The following is a 20,479-nucleotide window of genomic DNA, read 5'->3' on the forward strand; positions in this document are numbered from 1 at the left end:
TATGTTCCCGCGCGCGGGAGGTCGGTGGCGGCATAGGGCGGGAGTTTGCATTGCAGGCGCCAGACACACCGTAAAGGAACGCGAGGCCCGTTTTTTGCGAGCAGCGCAGCAACTGCCGAGGGAACATATGATCAGGGACGGAGCATTTCTTTCCATACTCTCCGCGCCCGACCTCGCGATCTTTGCATCCCGCCCCGAATGGCCATCGGCCTTCACCAACAGACAATCCATCTTCCGTGACCCGCTCACGACCCCCGAACCGTGCCCGAAGGAAATATCATGACTATCGACAGCGTGTCTGCCGCCCATACCCGCAAGACGCAGCCGCTGTCGCGCCGCCTGTTGTGCGGAGCCTCGCTGGCGGCGGTGCTCGCGTGCGCGCCGCTGTCCGCGCGCGCCGAGGACCGGTACTGGGATGCCAACGGCACCGCGGTCGGTTCGGGCGGCACCGGCACCTGGAACCTTGCCAACCTCAACTGGAGCCCCAATGGCGACGGGGTCAGCGGCCCCTTTGTCGAACCGTGGAACAATGACGATATCGACAATGCGATCTTCGGTGGCACCACGGGCACGGTGACCGTCGGCGTGCCGGTGACGGTCGGCAACATCACCTTCAGTTCGGCGGGCTATGTGTTGAGCGGCAGCACGATTACGCTCGGCGGTGCCAATTCGACGATCACGACAGCGACCGGGAACGCCACGATCAACTCGGTCGTGGCGGGATCGAACGGATTGATCAAGGCTGGCAACGGCGGCTTGATTCTCGGCGGCGTGAACAGCTTTACCGGCGATATCAATATCAATGCTGGCAGCCTTTATGCGCTGACCGACAGCGCACTGGGCGCGGCGGGCAACAATATCTTTACCGCAGGCGGGATCACCACGCGCCTGTCCATCAGCGGCGCAAGCACCGCGCGCACGGTCACCATTGGCAATGGCGGCAATGTGATCCTCGAAGGCACGGCCGCAGGCGCGGCGCGGATCAGGGGCAACGGGTCGGTGCAACTCGCCGCGAGCGGCGTCACGATGAGCAACGACCTCAGCGACTATACCGGCCGCACCCTGTTCCAGGGCTGCAACGGCACCTGCTCGGCGCGTTTCACCTCGATCGGCAATCTTGGCGAAGCAAGCTCGCTCGGCGCGCCGGTGACGGTCGCTGACGGCACGATCATTTTCAACCAGTCCAGCCAGTATAGCGACAGCATCATCTACCTTGGCGATGGCGACAGTTCGAACCGCAACTGGGACATAAACGGCAATGGTGCGCTGATTCGAAATCAGGGAACCGGGACGCTCGAGATCACGGGCGACGTTGATATTTCGGCCAACGGGACCTTTTTCGCGGACACGGCCGACGTGCGCCTGGTCGGCGTGCTCAGCGGCGGAAGCTTCGGATTCAACGCTTCCGCCGGACGCAATATTACGCTTGGCAACGCAAATATCTTTACCGGTCAGGCAACGCTTGTCGGCGATATCAGCGTTGGTAAGCTGGCCGATATCGGCAGCGCCAGCTCGCTCGGCGCGGGCACGACGATCGGCCTTGCCAACGGGACGCTGATCTATGGCGGCACCGGCGACACGAGCAACCGCGAATGGTTGATCAGCGGTGCGGCCAACGCGATCCGCAACGACGGCACCGGCGCGCTCAACCTGTCGGGTGCGCTCGTCTTCAATCCATCGAACCCCAATCCCGATGCGCTGACATTCGGCGGCAGCTTTGCGGGGACCAATTTCTTCTCGGGGGCGATGTCGGGCAACGGCAACATCGTCGCCGACAGCGCCGGAACGTGGGTGCTCGGCGGCGCGAATGTCCAGCGCGGCACGGTGACGGTGACCAATGGCACGCTGCGCGCGGGTGCCGCCGGGGCGTTTGGCAACGCGACGGGGTTCATCGTCAACGGCGGTACGCTCGACCTCGGCGGTTTCGACCTCGTCGCGCCGTCGCTGACCGGCGGCGGCGGAACGGTCGCGCTCGGGGGCTCGACGCTGACGGTCAATGCCGCGACGGCGCAGAGCTTCGGCGGCGTTATCGCGGGCAGCGGCGGGCTGATCAAGGCCGGTGCCGGGACGCTGACGCTGACCGGCGCGAACAGCTACGCCGGTGCGACGACCGTCGCCGGCGGCAGGCTCGCGCTCGACTTCGCAGGGGCGGGCACGCCCGTGTCGAATATCCTGTCGTCGGTATCGCATCTGGTGCTGTCGGGCGGGGCGCTCGATGTGCTGGGCGCGGCGGGCGTGCTCAATAGTCAGACGTTCAACGGCCTGACGGTGAGCGCGGGCAGCAACACGGTGCGCGGTATCGACGGCGTCGCGGGCATGGTGACCGTCAATCTCGGCGCGATCAATCGCACCGGCGGGCTCGTCAATTTCGTGCTGCCCGGCGCGGGTGCGATCATGACGACCAATCTCGACGGCGTGCTCGGCGGCTGGGCGACGGTCAATGGATCGGATTATGCCAAGGTCGCGGGCGGCAACATTGTCGCCTTTGACGCCACCGACTATACCGACGAGGATAATGCCGGAAATTGGGCGACCGGCCAGATCATCAGCGACAGCGCCGGAGCGGCCAACTCGCCTTATTTCGGAACGGTCGGCGGCGACGTCTATCTCGCGGGCCTGCGTTATTCGGCCGCGGCGGGATCGACCGTCACGATCGGCGCGGGCAACATATTGGGCGTTGACGGCACGATCATCATCGCGCCCGCTGTCGGCACGGCGAACCAGACGATCTCCGGCGGTCAGCTGACCAGCGGCGTCGCGGGCGGGGCGCTTGGCATCCAGCATAATGGCGGCGGTATCTTTACCGTCGCATCGGTAATCGTCGACGGCGGCGGCATAACCTCTTTCGCGAAGGGGGGAGCCGGACGCGTCGTGCTGTCGGGGACGAACAGCTACACCGGCGCGACGACGCTGACCGGCGGCGTCCTGCAGGTTTCGAGCATCGCGAACGGCGGCGTGGCCTCCAGCATCGGCGCGTCCTCGGCGGCTTCGTCCAACCTCGTGATCGAGGGCGGAACGCTGGAATATACCGGCGGCACCACCAGCAGCGATCGCGGCTTCACATTGGTCAATGGCGGCATCTCGCGGACGGTCGACGTGACGCAGGCAGGCGCCAACCTGACCTTCTCGGGCCTTGTGACAAGTTCCGACGACGCGGGCTTGACGAAAGCGGGTGCGGGCACGCTGACGCTTGCCAATGCGGCGAACGATTATGTCGGGGTCACGACGGTCGCGGGCGGTACGCTCGCGGTGGACACGCTGACGAACGGCGGCGTCGCGAGCGGCATCGGCGCGGCGAGCAATGCCTCGGCGAACATCGTCCTCAATACCGACGGCCGGCTGCGCTATACCGGCGGCACCGTCACGACCGATCGCGGCTTCACGCTCGCGCTCGGCAACGGACGCATCGACGTCGAGCAGGCGGCGACGACGCTGACGATCAGCGGCGTTGCGACGGGATCGGGCAATAATTTCATCAAGGACGGCGCGGGTACGCTCGTGCTTGGCGGCACCAACACCTACACCGGCGATACGATCGTGACCGCGGGGACGCTGCGCGCGGGTTCGGCGCGCGCCTTCGGTCCCGGCGGGCATTATATGACCGTCAACGCGGGCGCGACGCTCGACCTCGGCGGCTATGACGTCAATATCGCGGCGATTATCGGCGGTGGCCTGGTCGATCTTGGCGGGCGAACGCTGACGACGGCAGGCGGTCCTGGCTTTTTTAACGGGCGCATCACCGGCACCGGCGGCTTCACGCGCGGCGGCGGCAGCTATACGCAGACGATCAGCGGCTGCAACAACGACTATACCGGCGTCACGACGATCAGCAGCGGGCTGGCGATCGATTGCATCGCCAATGGCGGACAGGCGAGCGCGATAGGTGCGTCGTCCTCGGCATCGTCGAATCTGGTGCTTGCCGGTGGGACGCTGGCTTATACAGGCGTCAGCGCATCGACCGATCGCGGTTTCGCGATGACCGGCAATGGCGCGATCAACGTCGTCGATCCCGGCACCGTGCTGGAATTTTCCGGGGATGTCACGGGCGGCGGGCAGCTGGCCAAGACCGGCGCCGGGACGTTGCTGTTGTCGGGAACGAACAGCTCGACCGGCAATCTGCGCATTATCAATGGCGCGGTTCGCGCCGGATCGACCACCGCTTTGGGCACTGGCCCGATAACGCTCGATAACACCGCCGACGTCCTGCTCGACCTCGACGGCTATGACAACAATGTTCGCTATCTGATCGGCGGCGGCCCGCTGGGCGGCAACATCGCCCTTGGCGGAGCGACACTGACGATCAATACGGGCGGCAGCGGCGCCGCCGTTTACGGCGGTGCGATTGCAGGAAGCGGCGGCCTGGTCATGAACGGCGCCAGCTATCAGCAACTGTCGGGTTGTTCGAACAGCTATGGCGGCACGACGGTCATCAACGCGGGCACGCTCGCGGTCGCCTGTCTTGAGGATGGCGGCGCGAACAGTTCGATCGGTTCGTCCTCCTCGGCAGCGAGCAATCTTGTGCTCGGCGGAGGCACGCTGCAATATGTCGGCACCGGCGGCGCCACCAACCGCCAGTTCACGCTCGGCGCTTCGGCATCGAGCAAGCTCGACGCGTCGGGCACCGGCGCGATCGCCTTTACCCATGCCGGGCCGCTGACTTTCGCCAGCGCCAATGCGGCGCAGACGCTGACGCTGGGCGGCACGAACGCGGCGAACAATATCCTTGCCGCGCAGGTCACCAACAACGGCATCGGCGTCACCCGCCTGACCAAGACCGACGCGGGCACCTGGATCCTGACCAACGCAGGCAGCAGCTATACGGGCATCACGACGATCAGCGGCGGCGTCCTTGGCGTCGACAAGCTAGCCGACGGCGGTATCGCGAGCAGCATCGGCGCCTCGTCGGCGGCCGCGGCGAACCTTGTCATCGGCAACGGATCGACGCTGCGCTACACGGGCGCGGGCGATAGCACGAACCGTCTGTTCACCCTGTCGTCGGGCGTCACCTTCATCGAATCGTCGGGCACCGGCGCGATCGTCTTTACCGATACCGGGCCGGTGACGCTGGCGAACATCAACCAGGCGCGCACGATCGCGCTGGGCGGCACCAACGCGGGCAACAATACGCTGGCAGGCTCGATCGGCAATGCCGGCAGCGGCGTCACGACGCTCGCCAAGAACGATAGCGGCAACTGGGTGCTCACCGGCAACCACAGCTATACCGGGTCGACCAACGTCAACGGCGGCACGTTGTTCATCGGCGGCGGCGGCACGACGGGGTCGATCGCCAGCGCGATCGTCAATAATTTCGGCACGCTCGGCTTCAACCGCAGCGACCTGCTTGCCTATGGCGGGCAGATCGGTGGCACCGGATCGGTGCGTCAGGTGGGGAGCGGCACGACCGTGCTCACCGGCACCAACCTCTACACCGGCGGCACGACGATCGACGCGGGCACGCTCCAGCTCGGCGACGGCGGCACGACGGGCAGCATCGTCGGCGACGTTGTCGACAATGGCTTGCTGATATTCAATCGCTCGAACCTCCTCACCTTTGCCGGGACCATTTCGGGCAGCGGGGCGGTGCGGCAAATCGGCAGCGGCACCACGGTGCTGAGCGGTATCAACGGCTATGCCGGTGGGACGTCGATCCTTGGCGGTACATTGCAGGTGTCCGCCGACGCCAATCTGGGCTTAGCGGCGGGCGCGCTCGACTTTTCGGGTGGCACGCTGCGCACGACCGCGTCCTTCGCGAGCGCGCGGAACGCGAGCCTGACCGGCGCGGGCACCATATCGACCGATGCCGCGACGATTTTCTCGCTCGGCGGCGTGATTTCGGGCGCGGGCGGGCTGACCAAATCGGGCACGGGCATTTTGACGCTGAGCGGAAGCAACAGCTATGCCGGTGCGACGAACGTGAATGCCGGAACATTGCTGGTCAATGGCGATCAGTCGGCGGCGACGGGCCTTTTGACCGTCGCTTCGGGGGCGATGCTGGGCGGCAGCGGCAGGATCGGCGGCAGCGTCAATGTGCTGAACGGCGGCATCCTGGCGCCGGGCAACAGCCCAGGCACGCTCAACATCGATGGCAATCTGGCGCTGGCAGATGGTTCGGTCCTGAACTTCGAATTCGGCCAGGCCGATGTCGCGGGCGGCCCGCTCAACGATCTGGTCAACGTCGGCGGCAATCTGACGCTCGACGGGACGATCAACGTCAATGTGTCGGCCGGGGGCAACTTCGGCGGCGGCCTCTATCGCGTGTTCAACTATGGCGGCGTGCTTGCCGACAATGGGCTGACGCTGGGTTCGATGCCGGCCGGGAGCAATGTCACCGTCCAGACCTCGGTCACGGGTCAGGTCAATCTGATCAACAGCGAGGGTCTGGCGCTCAGCTTCTGGGACGGCGCGGCCGGACCCAAGTTCGACAATGCGGTCAACGGCGGCAATGGCAGCTGGCATCTGGGCGGCGCCGACAATAATTGGACGGGCGCCGACGGCAGCATCAACGCGGCCTATGCCGACGGCACCTTTGCGATTTTCGCGGGCGCGCCCGGCACGGTCACGGTCGACAACAGCGGCGGCGCGGTCAACGCGGCGGGAATGCAGTTTGCGACGGGCGGTTATCTGATCAACGGCGGACCGCTGACGCTGGTCGGCCCCGATTCGGTGGTGCGCGTGGGTGATGGCACCGCGGCGGGCGCGGGCTTCACCGCGACGATCGCAGCGACCCTCTCCGGGGCGAGCCAGCTGGTCAAGAGCGATTCGGGCACGCTGATCCTCAGCGGCGCCAACAGCTACACCGGCGGCACCGCGATCAACGGCGGCACGCTGCAGATCGCGAGCAACGCCAATCTGGGTATCGCGAGCGGGGGCATCAGCTTCGACGGCGGCACACTCAACACGACGGCGACCTTCACCTCCAATCGTAATATCGCCCTCGCGGGGGTCGGCACGGTCAACGCGAACGGCGGCACGCTCTGGACGGCGACGGGCACTGTGACGGGCGCCGGATCGCTCACCAAGACCGGTGCCGGAACACTCATCTTGACAGGCGACGCGACGCACACCGGCGGGACCACGATCACCCAGGGCACGTTGCAGATTGGCAATACCGGTACGACCGGTTCAATCGCGGGCGACATACTCAACAACGGCTTCCTCACCTTCAACCGCACCGCCAATTACGCCTTTGGCGGCGTGATCAGCGGTTCGGGTTCGGTCGTGCAGAACCAGGGCGTTCTGAGCCTCACCGGCAACAGCAGCTATGGCGGCAGCACCGGGGTCAACTTCAGCCAGCTTCGCATCGTCGCGGGCAACACGGTCTCGTCGGGCGGCGATTTGGGCGTCAGCCAGGGCGGGCTGACGGTTTCGGGCGCCGGTTCGACGTTCGAAGCCGGCTCGATCACTGCGCAGTCGGGTGTCGCGACCGCGACGATCGACGTCGCCGATGGCGGGGTCCTGAGAGCGACGACGGGCGGGCTGACCCTTCGCAAACCGAGTCCCGCCGGGAGCGCGGCGGCCAATCTGAATGTCACCGGTGCGAGCTCGCTGGTCGATCTGGCGGGCGGTATTGCCGCGAGCAACACCCAGACCGCATCGACATCGAATATCACGATCAGCGGCGGCGGCACCGTGCGATCGGGCTTGTCGAACATCATCGGCGCGGCCGCCGGAAACACGACGGCTTCGACGGTCACGATCACCGGGGACGGATCCAACTGGACGAGTAGCGGCTCGCTGTTGATGACCGGCGGCGATTTCACGGTGGTTCAGGGGGGCGCCGCGCGCTTTGCATCGGCGACCTTCGGCACGGCACCCCAGGGTGCGACCCTGCTGGTTTCGGGCGCGGGCTCCAGCTTTGCGACGACCGGCGACCTCGTCATCGGCAGCGGAACCGGCACTGGCGCGCTTACGGTGACCGACGGCGCAGAGCTGACCGCGGGCGGCGTTCTGACGATCGCGCAGGATGCAGGGTCGACCGGAACCCTCACCATCGGCGACGGCGGCGTGGCGCGGGTCGGCGGTGGAACGCTCGCGATGGGGCCCGGCAATGCGGTGCTCTATATCGGCGACTTCCAATCGCTTCCGGTGGGCAAGCGCGCGGGTGTCCTGGATGCGGCGGAGCTTAGCTTCGCAGCGGCCACCAACATGGTCAATTTCAATCACATCGACACTGATTATGTTTTTGCGACGCGGATGTCGGGCGCGGGCGAGATTATTTCCAGCCGAGGCACGACGATCCTGACCGCCGACAATGCCCATTCGGGCCAGACCCATATCAATGGCGGCATGATTATCGTCAACGGCAACCAGTCGGCGGCGACCGGGCGGATCAGCGTCATGGCGGGCGGCGCGCTGGGCGGCCGCGGTGTGATCGGCGGCGCAGTGGAGGTCTTTGGCCGGATCGCGCCCGGCGATCTCGGCGCGGCGCCGGGAACGCTGACGATCAATGGCGACCTCTTCACCTCCTTCAGCGCCAATCTGGATTATAGCTTCGGGCAGGCCAATGTCGTCGGCGGTGCGTATAACGATCTGATCAATGTCGGCGGCAATCTGACGCTCGACGGCACACTCAACGTCGCGGTGACTCCGGGCGGCAGCTTCGACCCCGGCGTCTATCGCGTCATCAATTACGCCGGGGCGCTGACCAACAACGGGCTGGATGTCGATCCCGCATATTTCGTCCAGACCTCGGTCGCGAACCAGGTCAATCTGGTCAACACGACGGGCCTGACCATGCGGTTCTGGGACGGTGTCGCGGGGGCGAAGAACGACAATATGATCACGGGCGGCGACGGCCTGTGGCAGGCCAGCACCGGCAACGACAATTGGACCGAATTTGATGGCTCCGCCAACGCGCCCTTCACCGACGCGGCGTTTGCGGTCTTCTCCGGCCTTTCCGGCACGGTGACCGTCGATGCGTCGCTCGGCACCGTCACGGCTTCGGGGATGCAGTTCGCAAGCGACGGTTACGTCATCGATGGCGACCCCATCATCCTGACCGGGGTGCAATCGGTGATCCGCGTCGGTGACGGCACCACTGCCGGGGCGGGCTATACCGCGACGATCGACAGCGTGCTTGCCGGTGCCTCGCAGCTGGTGAAAAGCGATCTCGGCACCTTGGTCCTGACCGGCGTCAACACCTATAGCGGCGGCACCGCGATCAACGTCGGCACGCTCCAGATCTCGGCAGACAGCAACCTCGGCGACCCGGGGGGCGGACTCAGCTTCGACGGCGGCACGCTCCATAGCACCGCGGATATGACTTCGGGCCGCGCTGTCGATCTTATCAGCACGGGCAGGTTCCTCACCGACGCGGGCACGACGCTGACGATGAACGGCGCATTCTCGGGCAGCGGCGGCCTTGTGAAGACCGGGGCGGGCACGCTTGCCCTGCGCGGCAGCAGCGGTTTCGCCGGGAATACCACAGTTGATGGCGGGCGGTTGTCGATCACCGACGGCGGCCGCGTTTCAAATTACCGGGGCTACATCGGCAACGCGGCCGGCGAGACGGGCCAAGTTATCGTCTCTGGACCGGGGTCGAGCTGGACCAACGCCAACCATATCTATGTCGGCTACAGCGGCTCCGGCCAGTTGACGATCGAGAACGGGGCTACGGTTTCGAACGCCAACGGGAACATCGGGGTCGATGCGGGCAGCACCGGCATCGTCACCGTCTCCGGAGCAGGATCGACCTGGACCAGTTCCGACAATCTTCAAGTGGGTGTCGGCGGCGAGGGGTCGCTGACCGTCAATGCGGGTGCGAAGGTGATCAACCTGTTCGGCTCTTTCGCCGTCGGGGACGACGCCGGTTCCCGCGGTTCGGTCATCGCATCCGGCGCGGGTTCCACCATTGCGGCGCGAGCAATGTTCGTCGGCAATTACGGCAATGGCGAGCTGACCATCGCGAATGGCGCGCAAGTCGTCTCGAGCGACCTCTCCGCGATCGGGGATGTCGCGGGTAGCCAGGGCGTCATCAATATCGGGGCCGCGGCCGGACAAGGCCCGGCGGCGGCGGGCGCGCTGGACACTCCCATGCTGATTTTCGGCGAGGGCGATGGCACATTGGTCTTCAACCACAGCGATACCGGTTATCTGTTCTCGGCTGGGCTGGGCAGTCAGGGTGCGGGCACACACGCAATCCAGCATCTTGCCGGCACGACGATATTGAACGGCGACGGCTCCGCTTTCACCGGAACCACGGCCGTTTCGGGCGGCACCCTGCTCGTCGGCGATCAGAGCGGCGCTGGCAGCCTCGGCGGTGCGGTTAACGTTGCGCTCGGCGGTACGCTCGGCGGGGCGGGCACGATCGGCGGCAATGTCGCGATAGCCGACGGCGGCGCATTGGCGGCTGGCGTGAACGGGGCCGGCACCTTGACGATCAACGGCGGCCTTTCGCTCGCCGGCGGTTCGCTCCTGAATTACGAATTCGGGCAGGCCGATGTCGCTGGCGGCGCGCTCAACGATCTCGTCAATGTCGGCGGCGACCTGACGCTTGACGGGACGATCAATGTGACGGTCCCGGCGGGGGGCAGCTTCGGCCCGGGCATCTATCGCGTTTTCAACTATGACGGCACGCTGATCGACAACGGGTTGACGCTTGGGACGATCCCCGGCGGCGCCGGCGGCGTTTCGGTCCAGACCGGGATCGCGGGTCAGGTGAACCTCGTCAATTCGCAGGGACTGGCGCTCAGCTTCTGGGACGGCGCGGCCGGACCCAAGCATGATGGCGCCCTCAACGGCGGCGATGGCGTGTGGCGCGTCGCGGGCGCCCTCAATAACTGGACCGACGCGAACGGCTCGATCAACGCCGATTATGCACAGGACAGCTTCGCGGTCTTCGCGGCTGCGCCGGGCACCGTCACGATCGACAACAGCGGCGGCAATGTCCTCGCTTCGGGCATGCAGTTCGCGAGCGACGGCTATGTCGTGACCGGCGACACGCTGACGCTGACCGGCGCGCAGGCAATCGTGCAGGTCGGCGACGGCAGCGTGGCAGGCGCAGGCTATACCGCGACGATCGATGCGGAGATCGCGGGCACGGCGCAACTCCTCAAGACCGATGCGGGCACGCTCGTTCTGACTGGCGCCAACAGCTACACAGGCGGAACGCTGATCAACGGCGGCACCGTCCGGATCGGCAGCGATGCCAATCTGGGCGACGCGAACGGCGGGCTGTCGATCGGCGGCGGAGCGCTCCACACCACCGCCGACATCGTCTCGGGCCGAACCGTCACGCTGGTCGGCGATGGCGCGTTCAGCAGTGATGCCGGAACGACGCTGACGCTGACCGGTCCGGTCGGCGGCTCGGGCGGTATCACCAAGGCGGGCGCGGGCACGCTGGCGCTCGGCGGCAGCGGGTCTTTCACGGGCACGATGACCGTCGAAGCGGGCACGCTGTTCGTCAACGGCGACTATTCCGCCGCGACGGGCGCGACCCGTGTCGCCGCGGGCGCGACGCTCGGCGGCACGGGGACGATCGGCGGCAATGTCGACTTCGCCAGCGGGGCCACGCTGGCGCCAGGCGCGGGCGGACCGGGCACGCTGATCGTGGCCGGCAATCTGTCGCTCGCGGCGGGGACCCAGCTCGATTTCGAATTCGGTCAGGCGGGTGTCGCGGGCGGCGCGCTCAACGATCTCGTCAACGTCGGTGGCAACCTTGTCCTCGACGGTGTGCTCAATGTCGGCGTCCCGGCGGGCGGCGCGTTCGACGTCGGCATCTATCGCATGTTCAACTATGGCGGCACGCTGACGAACAATGGCGTCACCTTCGGCACCATGCCGACGGGTGCTAACGCCGCCATCCAGACCTCGGTCGCGGGGCAGGTCAATCTGGTCAATTCGGGCGGCCTCACGCTGAACTTCTGGGATGGCGCGGCCGGACCGAAGGTCGATGGCGTGATCAATGGCGGCGACGGCGTGTGGCAGAGCAGCGCCGGCAACAGCAACTGGACCGACGCGACGGGCAATCTCGGCGCGCCCTATGCTGACGGCGCCTTTGCGGTCTTCGGCGGCACGGCGGGCACGGTCACGATCGACAACGCATTGGGCGCCGTGTCGGTGACCGGCATGCAGTTTGCGACGAACGGCTATGTCATCGCCGGCGGCGCCGTCGCGCTCGACGGTGCGCAGGCGACGATCCGCGTCGGCGACGGCAGCACGGCGGGCGCGGGCTTCACGGCAACGATCAATTCGGCGCTCACCGGCACCGCGCAGCTGGTCAAGACCGACGCGGGGACGCTCGTCCTCGGCGGCACAAACAGCTACACGGGCGGCACACAGATCGTCGGCGGCACGCTCCGCATTTCGAGCGACGCCAATCTCGGCGCAGCGAGCGGCGACGTGACGCTCGATGGCGGCGCGCTCGAGGCGAGCGCGAACCTCGCCAGCGCGCGCGGCATCGTCCTTGCCGGCGGCGGCACGATCAGGGCCGCGGCCGACACGGTCTTTACCTACAACGGCCTCTTCTCGGGCACGGGCGGGCTGACCAAAAATGGTGCGGGCACGCTGCTCGTCACCGCCGACAGCAGCGGATTCGGCGGCAGCACGACCGTCGCCGGCGGCACGCTGGCCGTGCAGGGAAGCCTCGGCGGCGCTGTCAGCGTCGGCGCGGCGGGCCGGCTCGAAGGCGCCGGCCGCGTCGGCAGCCTTGTCAACGCGGGCGTCGTCGCACCGGGCAGCAGCATCGGATCGCTGACCGTCTCGGGCGACTATGCCGGCAATGGCGGGGTGCTCGAGATCGAGGCGGAGCTTGGCGGCGATGCATCGCTCGCCGACCGTCTGATCGTGAACGGCGCCACGTCGGGCAATACGCGGGTCACGGTGATCAACCGCGGCGGCATCGGCGACCAGACGGTCGAGGGGATCAAGATCGTCGATGTCGCGGGCGCATCGAACGGTAGCTTCACGCTCGAAGGCGACTATCTGTTCGACGGCGAGCAGGCGGTGGTCGTCGGCGCCTATGGCTATCGCCTCTACAAAAATGGCGTTTCGACGCCGCAGGACGGCGACTGGTATCTGCGCTCCGCGCTGCTCGCCGGCGAGAACCCGCAGGGCCCGCTCTATCAGCCGGGTGTCCCCGTCTACGAAGCCTATGTCGGGGCGCTGCAGTCGCTGAACCGCCTGCCGACCTTGCAGCAGCGCGTCGGTAACCGGTCGTGGGCGGCCTCGCCGATCGCCGGTGCGGGCCTCTGGGGGCGGTTCGAATCCGAGCGCCAGCGTCCCGACGCCTTGGTGTCGACCAGCGGCGCCGACCGCAAGGTCGACCAGTGGCAGGCGCAGCTCGGGCTCGATTCGGTGCTGGCACAGCGCAGCGACGGCGCGGCGCTCGTCGGCGGTCTGACCGCGCACTACGGCAAGGCGGACAGCGCCGTGACGTCGATCTTCGGCGACGGCACGATCGACACGCAGGGCTATGGCGTCGGCGCAACGATGACCTGGTACGGGCCGAAGGGCTTCTATGTCGATGGGCAGGTCAAGCTCAGCTGGTTCGACAGCGACCTCGAATCGAACATCCTCGGATCGCTTGCTCGCGGCAACAAGGGCGACGGGCAGGCGTTCAGCCTCGAACTCGGCAAGCAGACGCAGCTCGGCCGCAACCTCAGCATCACGCCGCAGGTCCAGATGAGCTATGCCAAGGTCGATTTCGACCGTTTCGCCGACCCGGCCGAAGCCGCGGTTTCGGCTGCGAAGGGCGAAAGCCTGAAGACGCGCTGGGGCTTGGCGATCGATCACCAAACGAGCTGGAAGGGCCGGTCGGGCGATACGCGCCGTACGCGCCTCTACAGCGTCGTCAACCTCAGCTACGAATGGCTCGACGGCGCCGAGGCCGACGTATCGGGAACACCGGTTGCCAACCGCGACCACCGCCTGTCGGGCGAACTCGGTCTCGGCGGCAGCTATAGCTGGGGCGACGACCGCTTCACCCTGTACACCGAAGTATCGGGCGATACGGCGATCGCCGACTTCGGTGCGGGCTACAACGTCAAGGGCACCGCGGGCTTCCGGGTGCGGTTCTAAGTTGCGGTCGTTGGACTCTCGAGAGAGCGGACGCCCCGGACCTCCCGGAGCGTCCGCTCTTCGCCGTTGAGGGCCAGAGGCGGACCGTCTCCAAGCGGCCAAGTTTAGCGTTAGAATATGCTGACTTTGGACGAAGCGGAAAGGCCGGAACCTGCCTTGGTCGACAGACGTTTAGTTCGTATCCAGAGCGTGACGGGGTGCGGGTCCAACCGGGGTCGCTGAGTTCGCGTCGTGGATGAGGGCCGAAGGTGGACGCACAGACGATACTCGTCGTCGAGGACGAGTTCCTGATCAGATTTATGCTGGCGGATTCGCTGCGGGACGTCGGATATCAAGTTCTGGAAGCTGCGGACGGCGATGAGGGGTTCGACATTCTGAGTTCCGGGAAGGTCGTCGATCTCATTGTCACCGATGTCCGCATGCCCGGCGAAGTCGATGGGATGGAACTGACACGCCGCTCCAAATTGCTGGCGCCCGGTCGCCCCGTCATCGTCTGCTCGGCTCACCTGTTCAAATCCGAATCCTATCCGGCCGATGAATTTCTTGCGAAACCCTACAGTATGGCCGAGCTCGCCGATGCAATCGCACGGTGGATTGGAGACCCATGGCAGAAGAGCTCCCAGACCCACAGTGCCTGATCGTCGCCGACGCTGACGTCTTGATACGCAACGCGCTCGCCGAGTATCTTCGGCACTGCGGATACAAGGTCTTCGAGGCGGCGACGTCCGACGAGGTGATCATGGCGCTTGAGGAAGGCGCGGTGAAGATCGACGCGCTGTTGGCCGACGCCGAGCTGTCAGGAAAATTCAATGCGTTCGAGTTACGGATCTGGGTCAGGGACCATTATCCCGATGTCGAGATTGTTCTTGCCGGGAATGTCGATTCGGCCGCGAAGGCTGCAGGCCACCTATGCGATGAGGGTCCGCATTTCCAAAGGCCCTATGATCCGGAAAGCGTCGCAGCTCACATCAAGCGCCTCCTAGCTGCAACTAGGCGCGAGACCCCCTAGCTCGTTTGGAAACTTTCGGAAGCAAGAGGCCGAGCGCCGTCAAAGCGTGTCAGCGAAGCGCCCAGCGGAGAATCTGGATATCTGGCCTGCTGCTGGAACTCGCTTCAAATGACCCGAACGCTCGGCGGTGAAGGCCCCGCGCGTTCTTGAAGCACGACGCCGAAGGTTGGGGCTGGCACCTCGACCAAGGTGCCGCTAGGTCATCGGAATGACCCACAACGAGCGCCCGACATCCGCGCTTCGCGCTTTCCTGGCTAGCGGAGCAGCGGGCGGTATCATCCTGATGGCGGCCGCTGCGCTCGCGATGATCGTCGCCAATTCGGCGCTGGGTGGTCTCTACCACGATATGCTCCACACGCCGATAAGTCCCGCGCTGACCGAGAAGCTAGGTCCGATGACCGCGCATCTTTGGATTAACGATGGCCTGATGGCGATTTTCTTCCTTTTCGTCGGGCTGGAGATCAAGCGTGAGTTGGTCGATGGTCGCCTGTCGACCTGGCAGCAGCGCCGCTTGCCCGTGGTCGCGGCGATTGCCGGAATGGCGGTTCCCGCCGCTGTCTATTTGCTGTTCGCCGGCAGCGAACCAGCGCTTGTAAACGGCTGGGCGATTCCGGCTGCGACAGACATCGCCTTTGCGATCGGCGTGCTTGCGCTGCTCGGAAGACGCGCGCCCACGTCGCTCAAGCTTTTTCTGGTTACCGTGGCGATCGTCGATGACATGGGCGCGGTCGCGATCATTGCTCTCTTCTATACTGCGGGCCTCGCTATTCCCGCGCTCGTTGCCGCTGCCGTCATTCTCGCCGCGATGTTCGCGCTCAACCGGCTTGGCGTGCGGTCGCTGCCGATTTATCTGATCGGCTTCGCCTTGCTCTGGTACGCGGTGCTGCTTTCGGGCGTTCATGCGACCATCGCCGGTGTACTCGCCGCTTTCGCCGTACCGATTATCCATACGCCGGGAAACCCCGACTCGCCCGATTCGCCGCTCCACAAGCTCGAGCATGCGCTCGACGCGCCGGTGGCTTATTTCATTGTCCCGCTGTTCGGTTTCGCCAATGCCGGGGTTGCACTCGCCGGGATCTCCATCGACGAGATACTGGCTCCAATGCCCGTGGGCATTGCCGCAGGACTTTTCCTTGGCAAGCAGCTGGGAATTTTCGGGGCTGTTTGGCTTGCGGTCAAATCTGGTTTTGCCGCCAAACCGCGCGGCGCGACATGGCTCCAGATTTATGCCGTTGCCGTGATCTGCGGCATCGGTTTCACGATGAGCCTGTTCATCGGCGGCCTCGCTTTTGCGGACCCCGAGTTGGTCGAAGAAGCCAAGCTGGGCACCCTTGCGGGTTCGATTCTGGCCGCGCTGACCGGCTATGTCCTGCTTCGCTTCGCCCCGCCGCATCCCGGCCAAACGCGCCAGGAAGTAGCGCAAGCGGAGGAGATTGCAAACGATGGCGATGTTGAAAGAATCTGCGCTGATCGGGGGCAGTAGCAATCTCTCCGTTATCGCGAGTTCCAGCGTCGGCGAGTTGCCGGGTTGGGACCTTTGCCCCGCTTAATCCAAAACGTTCACGCGGTGTGGCTTGCTTTAATCCCGTCGATCGGTTCGCGTCCTGATCCTGATAGTACAGGGCACTGGCTTCTCGGCCTTTGCGGCGACCTGTTCACAGGTGCCGATAGCCTCGCGATTGTCGCGGCGCATTTCGGCCGCCTCGGCGATGGCCTGCCACGCCTCCGGGCTATCGGCCTGCATGATGCGGACTCCGGCTTCCCAAAGGCTCGGCTCGCCAACCGTTCGCCGTGCGATGCGTTCTGGCCAGTGCCAGTTCTCAGGCATGGCGCGAGCGACAATACCGGGCAGGAGTGACCAGAGTAGGCACCCGGCAAAGATTCCGCCACTCACGCCCCACCACATTTGCTGGCGCTGCTGCTCCCGTGTGCGGGCGTTGCCGATGATCTGGTGCAGCGCTTGTACTGCGCTTGCCTGACTCTGCTGGACTTTCTGGACGCTGGCCCTGTCGGTCTCGCGGGCTTTTTGTGCCGCTGCGGTCATACGCGCGCCCATATTCTCAGGGGTCATGTCCAGCGCGGGCGCATCTTCGATCGCCTTCAACCGCTTGTCGATGTCGGCGAGCTTGGCGTTCGTCTTTTCCAGCGTCGGATTATAGTCGGGGACCTCGATGTCGAACCGCTCGGCTGCCATATGCTCGACCGCGCGAGCCATGAGCGCGATGCGCCCGTCCAGTCCCGCCACCCGATCACCAAGCCGGGCGAACGCTTCGGCCGCTGTTTCGTCGCGGGATTCCGACTTATGCGCGCTGACCGGCAATTTCTGGCCTTCCATCTATCTTCTCCTGACTAATGGCCGATGCCCATGCCGCGCCCAAGGTCGCGGACGTGATCGACGGGGATGGAGTTCGCGAGGTCGCGCGACAGGCTGCGGCCCATGTCGCGGGCGATCTCCAGGCCAAGCTCGCGGCTGCGCCCGCCGAGCACCGATTCAAGCTGGGCGTCGCGTTCGAGGCTTTTCGCCATGCCCGACATGGTCTGCGTGACGCGCTTCGCGCCCCGCAAATCGCCATCGCGCACCAGGTTTTCGCGCTGGCGTTGCAACTGCTGCCAGCCTTCGACGAAGCGGTCGGCGCGGCTATAAGGATCGATGCGGATTTCCGCTTCCTTGCTCATTGCTTGCAGCGCGGTTTGGCTGCGCCCCTCCGCCGCCTCGCGGACAAGCTCCGGCTGGCGTTCGAAGGCTGCACCAAGATCGGCGCTCGCATGGGGCCGGATCGCGTCGAGCGCATCCTTGGCCCGGTCTAGCGCCACGCGCTGGTGCGGCATCGGATCGAAGCCCTGCGCACGGGTCTGGTGCACCGCGTCGACCGCCCGTGCATAGCGTTCCACCGCTCCGCGAAGACCGCCAGCGCGCATCGGCTGCACCTCGCGGGCGAGCTGGTCGCTCCGTTCCGGCTGGTGTGACCGCGGTGCTGGCCGGAACCCATCGAACATGCCCCGGCCGCGCTCCGGCTCGGCCTTGGGCCGGAAATTGTCGAAGATGCCGCGTACCTTCTCCGGCACGGCCTTGACGATTTTGGCGACGCGTTCGCCCAAGCCGATGCCGCGCCGCTCGGCAAAAGTGCGAGTGGGGTCGGCGCGCGCATAATCGCTCGCCATATCCTTGGGCCGTTCACGCGACAGGGTGCGGACAAGCCGCGACTGATGCCTGAAGTCGTCGCGGCCATAATGGAGCGCCAGGCCGTCACGGTGGCGCGACATGGCGACATAGGTGCCGTGGCGGTCCATGCCGGGGGTCGCGAGCACATGCGTCTTATCGACGGTCATGCCCTGCGCTTTGTGGATCGTGGCGGCATAGCCATGATCGAGGTCGCGATAATCTTTGATGTCGAACGCGACCGACCGGCCATCATCGGTGCGCACCGCCATGCGCTGCTCATTAACCTGCTCGATGGTGCCGAGCGTGCCGTTCTTCACATCAAGGCTGCGCTCATTGCGCAAGAATATGATGCGGTCGCCGGACGCAAAATCTCGATCGCCGCGCTCGACCTTGAGGCGCACGTCGTCACCGAGATCGCCCGCCGCGCGCATCCGGCCACGTCCGGCATCATTCAACTCGCGCACCTCGTCGTTGGTGTGGGTCAGGATGATCCGGCTCGCGCTATTATCCATCTTCCGGTCGCGGTCCCAATGCTCTATCAGCTCCTCGCGCGCCGCCTCTCTCGTTTCGGCAGCGTGCACCATTCCCCTTTCATCATAGGCCCGGATTGCATCGCCCGTGCGTCCCGTTGCCAACTCGCGCGTGGAATCCTGCTGCCAGTTCTCACGCTGTCGCCGGACCTCGGTGATCTCGACACCGCCGTTCCGTTCATGGATCGACCGGAATGCCGCACCCGCCTCGATCGCCTGCAACTGCTGCGGGTCGCCGACCAGCACGACCTTTGCGCCGGCGTCGGCTGCGTGGCCAAGCACGCGCTCGATCTGCCGCGTGCCAACCATACCGGCTTCGTCGATGACGAGAACGTCGCGCGATGTGAGCAGGTCTCGGCCCTGCGACCAGCCATGTTCGAGGCTGGCGATGGTGCGCGAGGCGATGCCGGAGCCATTCTCCAGCCCCTCTGCCGCGATTCCCGACAGCGCGGCGCCGCGCACCTCCAGCCCGGCGCTTTTCCAAGCTTCGCGTGCGACCCCGAGCATCGCGCTCTTGCCGGTCCCGGCATAGCCGACGACAACGCTCAAATCGCGCTCGCTCGTCACATGCTCGAATGCACCGCGCTGCTCGCCAGATAGCACAAGGCCGGTTGCTTCCGCGCGCGCTAGCGCGCCCTCCCGGTCAGCGTCCGACACCCGATGACGCTCGCGTTCCGCCATGATCTCGGCGGCACGTTGCAACCGCTGCTCGGTTTCGATCATGTCGCGACTGGTGAAGCGATCCTCGCCGCGCCCGTCCTGACCGAGTTCGATGAGGTCGGGCGATGCGCGCACCGCACCCATCACCGCATCGAACTGTTCGCGTCCGTCGCTGTGGCGGTGCGCGAATATGGCAAGGTCTCGGTTCGTGAACGTCGCCTGATGGTGAGTGATCGCATCGAGCGCGACGCGAGGCTCCGCGATAATCCGCTCGCCATTGCGCTGCGCGACCGCGCGGTGATCCTCGATCCGTTCGACTTCGAGGCCGCGGTCCCCCATGCTCGATGCGGCGGGGCCGATCTTGTATTGCGGTTCAAGTGCAATCCCCTGCGCTTCGAGACTGCGATGATCGATCCGCGCATCGATGTCGAGTTCGGCCAGGCGCTGGTTCACATGATCGGCCCAGCGCTCGCGCCACTGCTCTACAAGCTCCGTGCGATTCCACTCGCGAACCTTGGCGCCGAAGCCCGCTTCGCCATCGTCGCCCACGACGATTTCGCGCATCGTCAGCATGACGTGCGCGTGCGGCTTCGCGATGCCGTCGGCGCCGATGTCCCAATGGACATTAAGATCGGCGATCATGCCTCGATCGACGTACTCGGCTTGCACAAAATCCTGCGCCAACTCGATGCCCTGCGCCTGGTTCATCTCGCGCGGGATCGCGAACTCGACCTCGCGGGCAAGCTGCGCGTCCTTCCGTTTCTCGAACGCCTCAACGTCATTCCACAATCGCTCGCGGTCGTGCCATTCGTCGGGGGCGTTGTCGGGCAACAGCACTTCGCTGTGTACGACACCCGATTTGTTGGAGAAGTCATGCGCGCGATCGAGGCGCTGGTCGTGCAACCGGTCGGCCGAACGATAGGCGGCAGCGGCTACGGCGCTCCGTCCGACGGCGCGGCTGATGACTTTGACCGAGAGGTGGAAGATTGCCATGACGGCAATCCATCTACACTTCAAAAGCCACGTCGGCACGACGTATAAGCGCGCCCTCCTCGAATAAATTCTCGGCAGGGACTAGGCGGTGTCAGATTGTCCCGGCGA

Annotated in this window: 6 protein-coding genes; 4 read left to right on the forward strand and 2 right to left on the reverse strand. The window is 65.6% G+C overall.

From position 1 onward, the window contains the following. Window positions 1-279 precede the first annotated feature (279 nt). The 4 genes from ATE70_RS24970 to nhaA all read left to right on the forward strand — a co-directional run bounded on the left by ATE70_RS24970 (window position 280) and on the right by nhaA (window position 16,508). Window positions 280-14,016, forward strand: coding sequence for an autotransporter-associated beta strand repeat-containing protein (locus ATE70_RS24970; RefSeq protein ID WP_058539428.1), 13,737 nt, complete (start codon window positions 280-282; stop codon window positions 14,014-14,016). Between the two features lie 248 nt (window positions 14,017-14,264). Next, entirely contained in the window at window positions 14,265-14,654 is a 390-nt protein-coding gene (locus ATE70_RS20520; protein ID WP_058539429.1) for a response regulator, read from the forward strand. Then, window positions 14,621-15,025, forward strand: coding sequence for a response regulator (locus tag ATE70_RS20525; RefSeq protein ID WP_058539430.1), 405 nt, complete (start codon window positions 14,621-14,623; stop codon window positions 15,023-15,025). Before ATE70_RS20520 ends, ATE70_RS20525 begins: the two co-directional genes overlap by 34 nt. A gap of 208 nt (window positions 15,026-15,233) precedes the next feature. Next, the gene (gene nhaA, locus ATE70_RS20530) at window positions 15,234-16,508 is read left to right on the forward strand and encodes a Na+/H+ antiporter NhaA (RefSeq protein WP_058539431.1); all 1,275 of its coding nucleotides are present in this window, start codon (window positions 15,234-15,236) and stop codon (window positions 16,506-16,508) included. A 96-nt stretch (window positions 16,509-16,604) separates the two neighbouring features. On the opposite strand, the gene ATE70_RS20535 is transcribed toward nhaA, so the two are convergent. Then, a complete protein-coding gene (locus ATE70_RS20535) occupies window positions 16,605-17,360 on the reverse strand; it encodes a DUF6118 family protein (protein WP_058539432.1) in 756 nt (251 codons plus the stop codon). Between the two features lie 14 nt (window positions 17,361-17,374). Beyond that, complete coding sequence (gene traA / locus ATE70_RS20540) at window positions 17,375-20,371, reverse strand: Ti-type conjugative transfer relaxase TraA (protein ID WP_058539433.1); 2,997 nt, start codon at window positions 20,369-20,371, stop codon at window positions 17,375-17,377. Window positions 20,372-20,479: the final 108 nt, after the last annotated feature.

The sequence above is a fragment of the Sphingopyxis sp. H053 genome (genome assembly GCF_001468225.1).
In the GTDB taxonomy this organism is placed as follows: domain Bacteria; phylum Pseudomonadota; class Alphaproteobacteria; order Sphingomonadales; family Sphingomonadaceae; genus Sphingopyxis.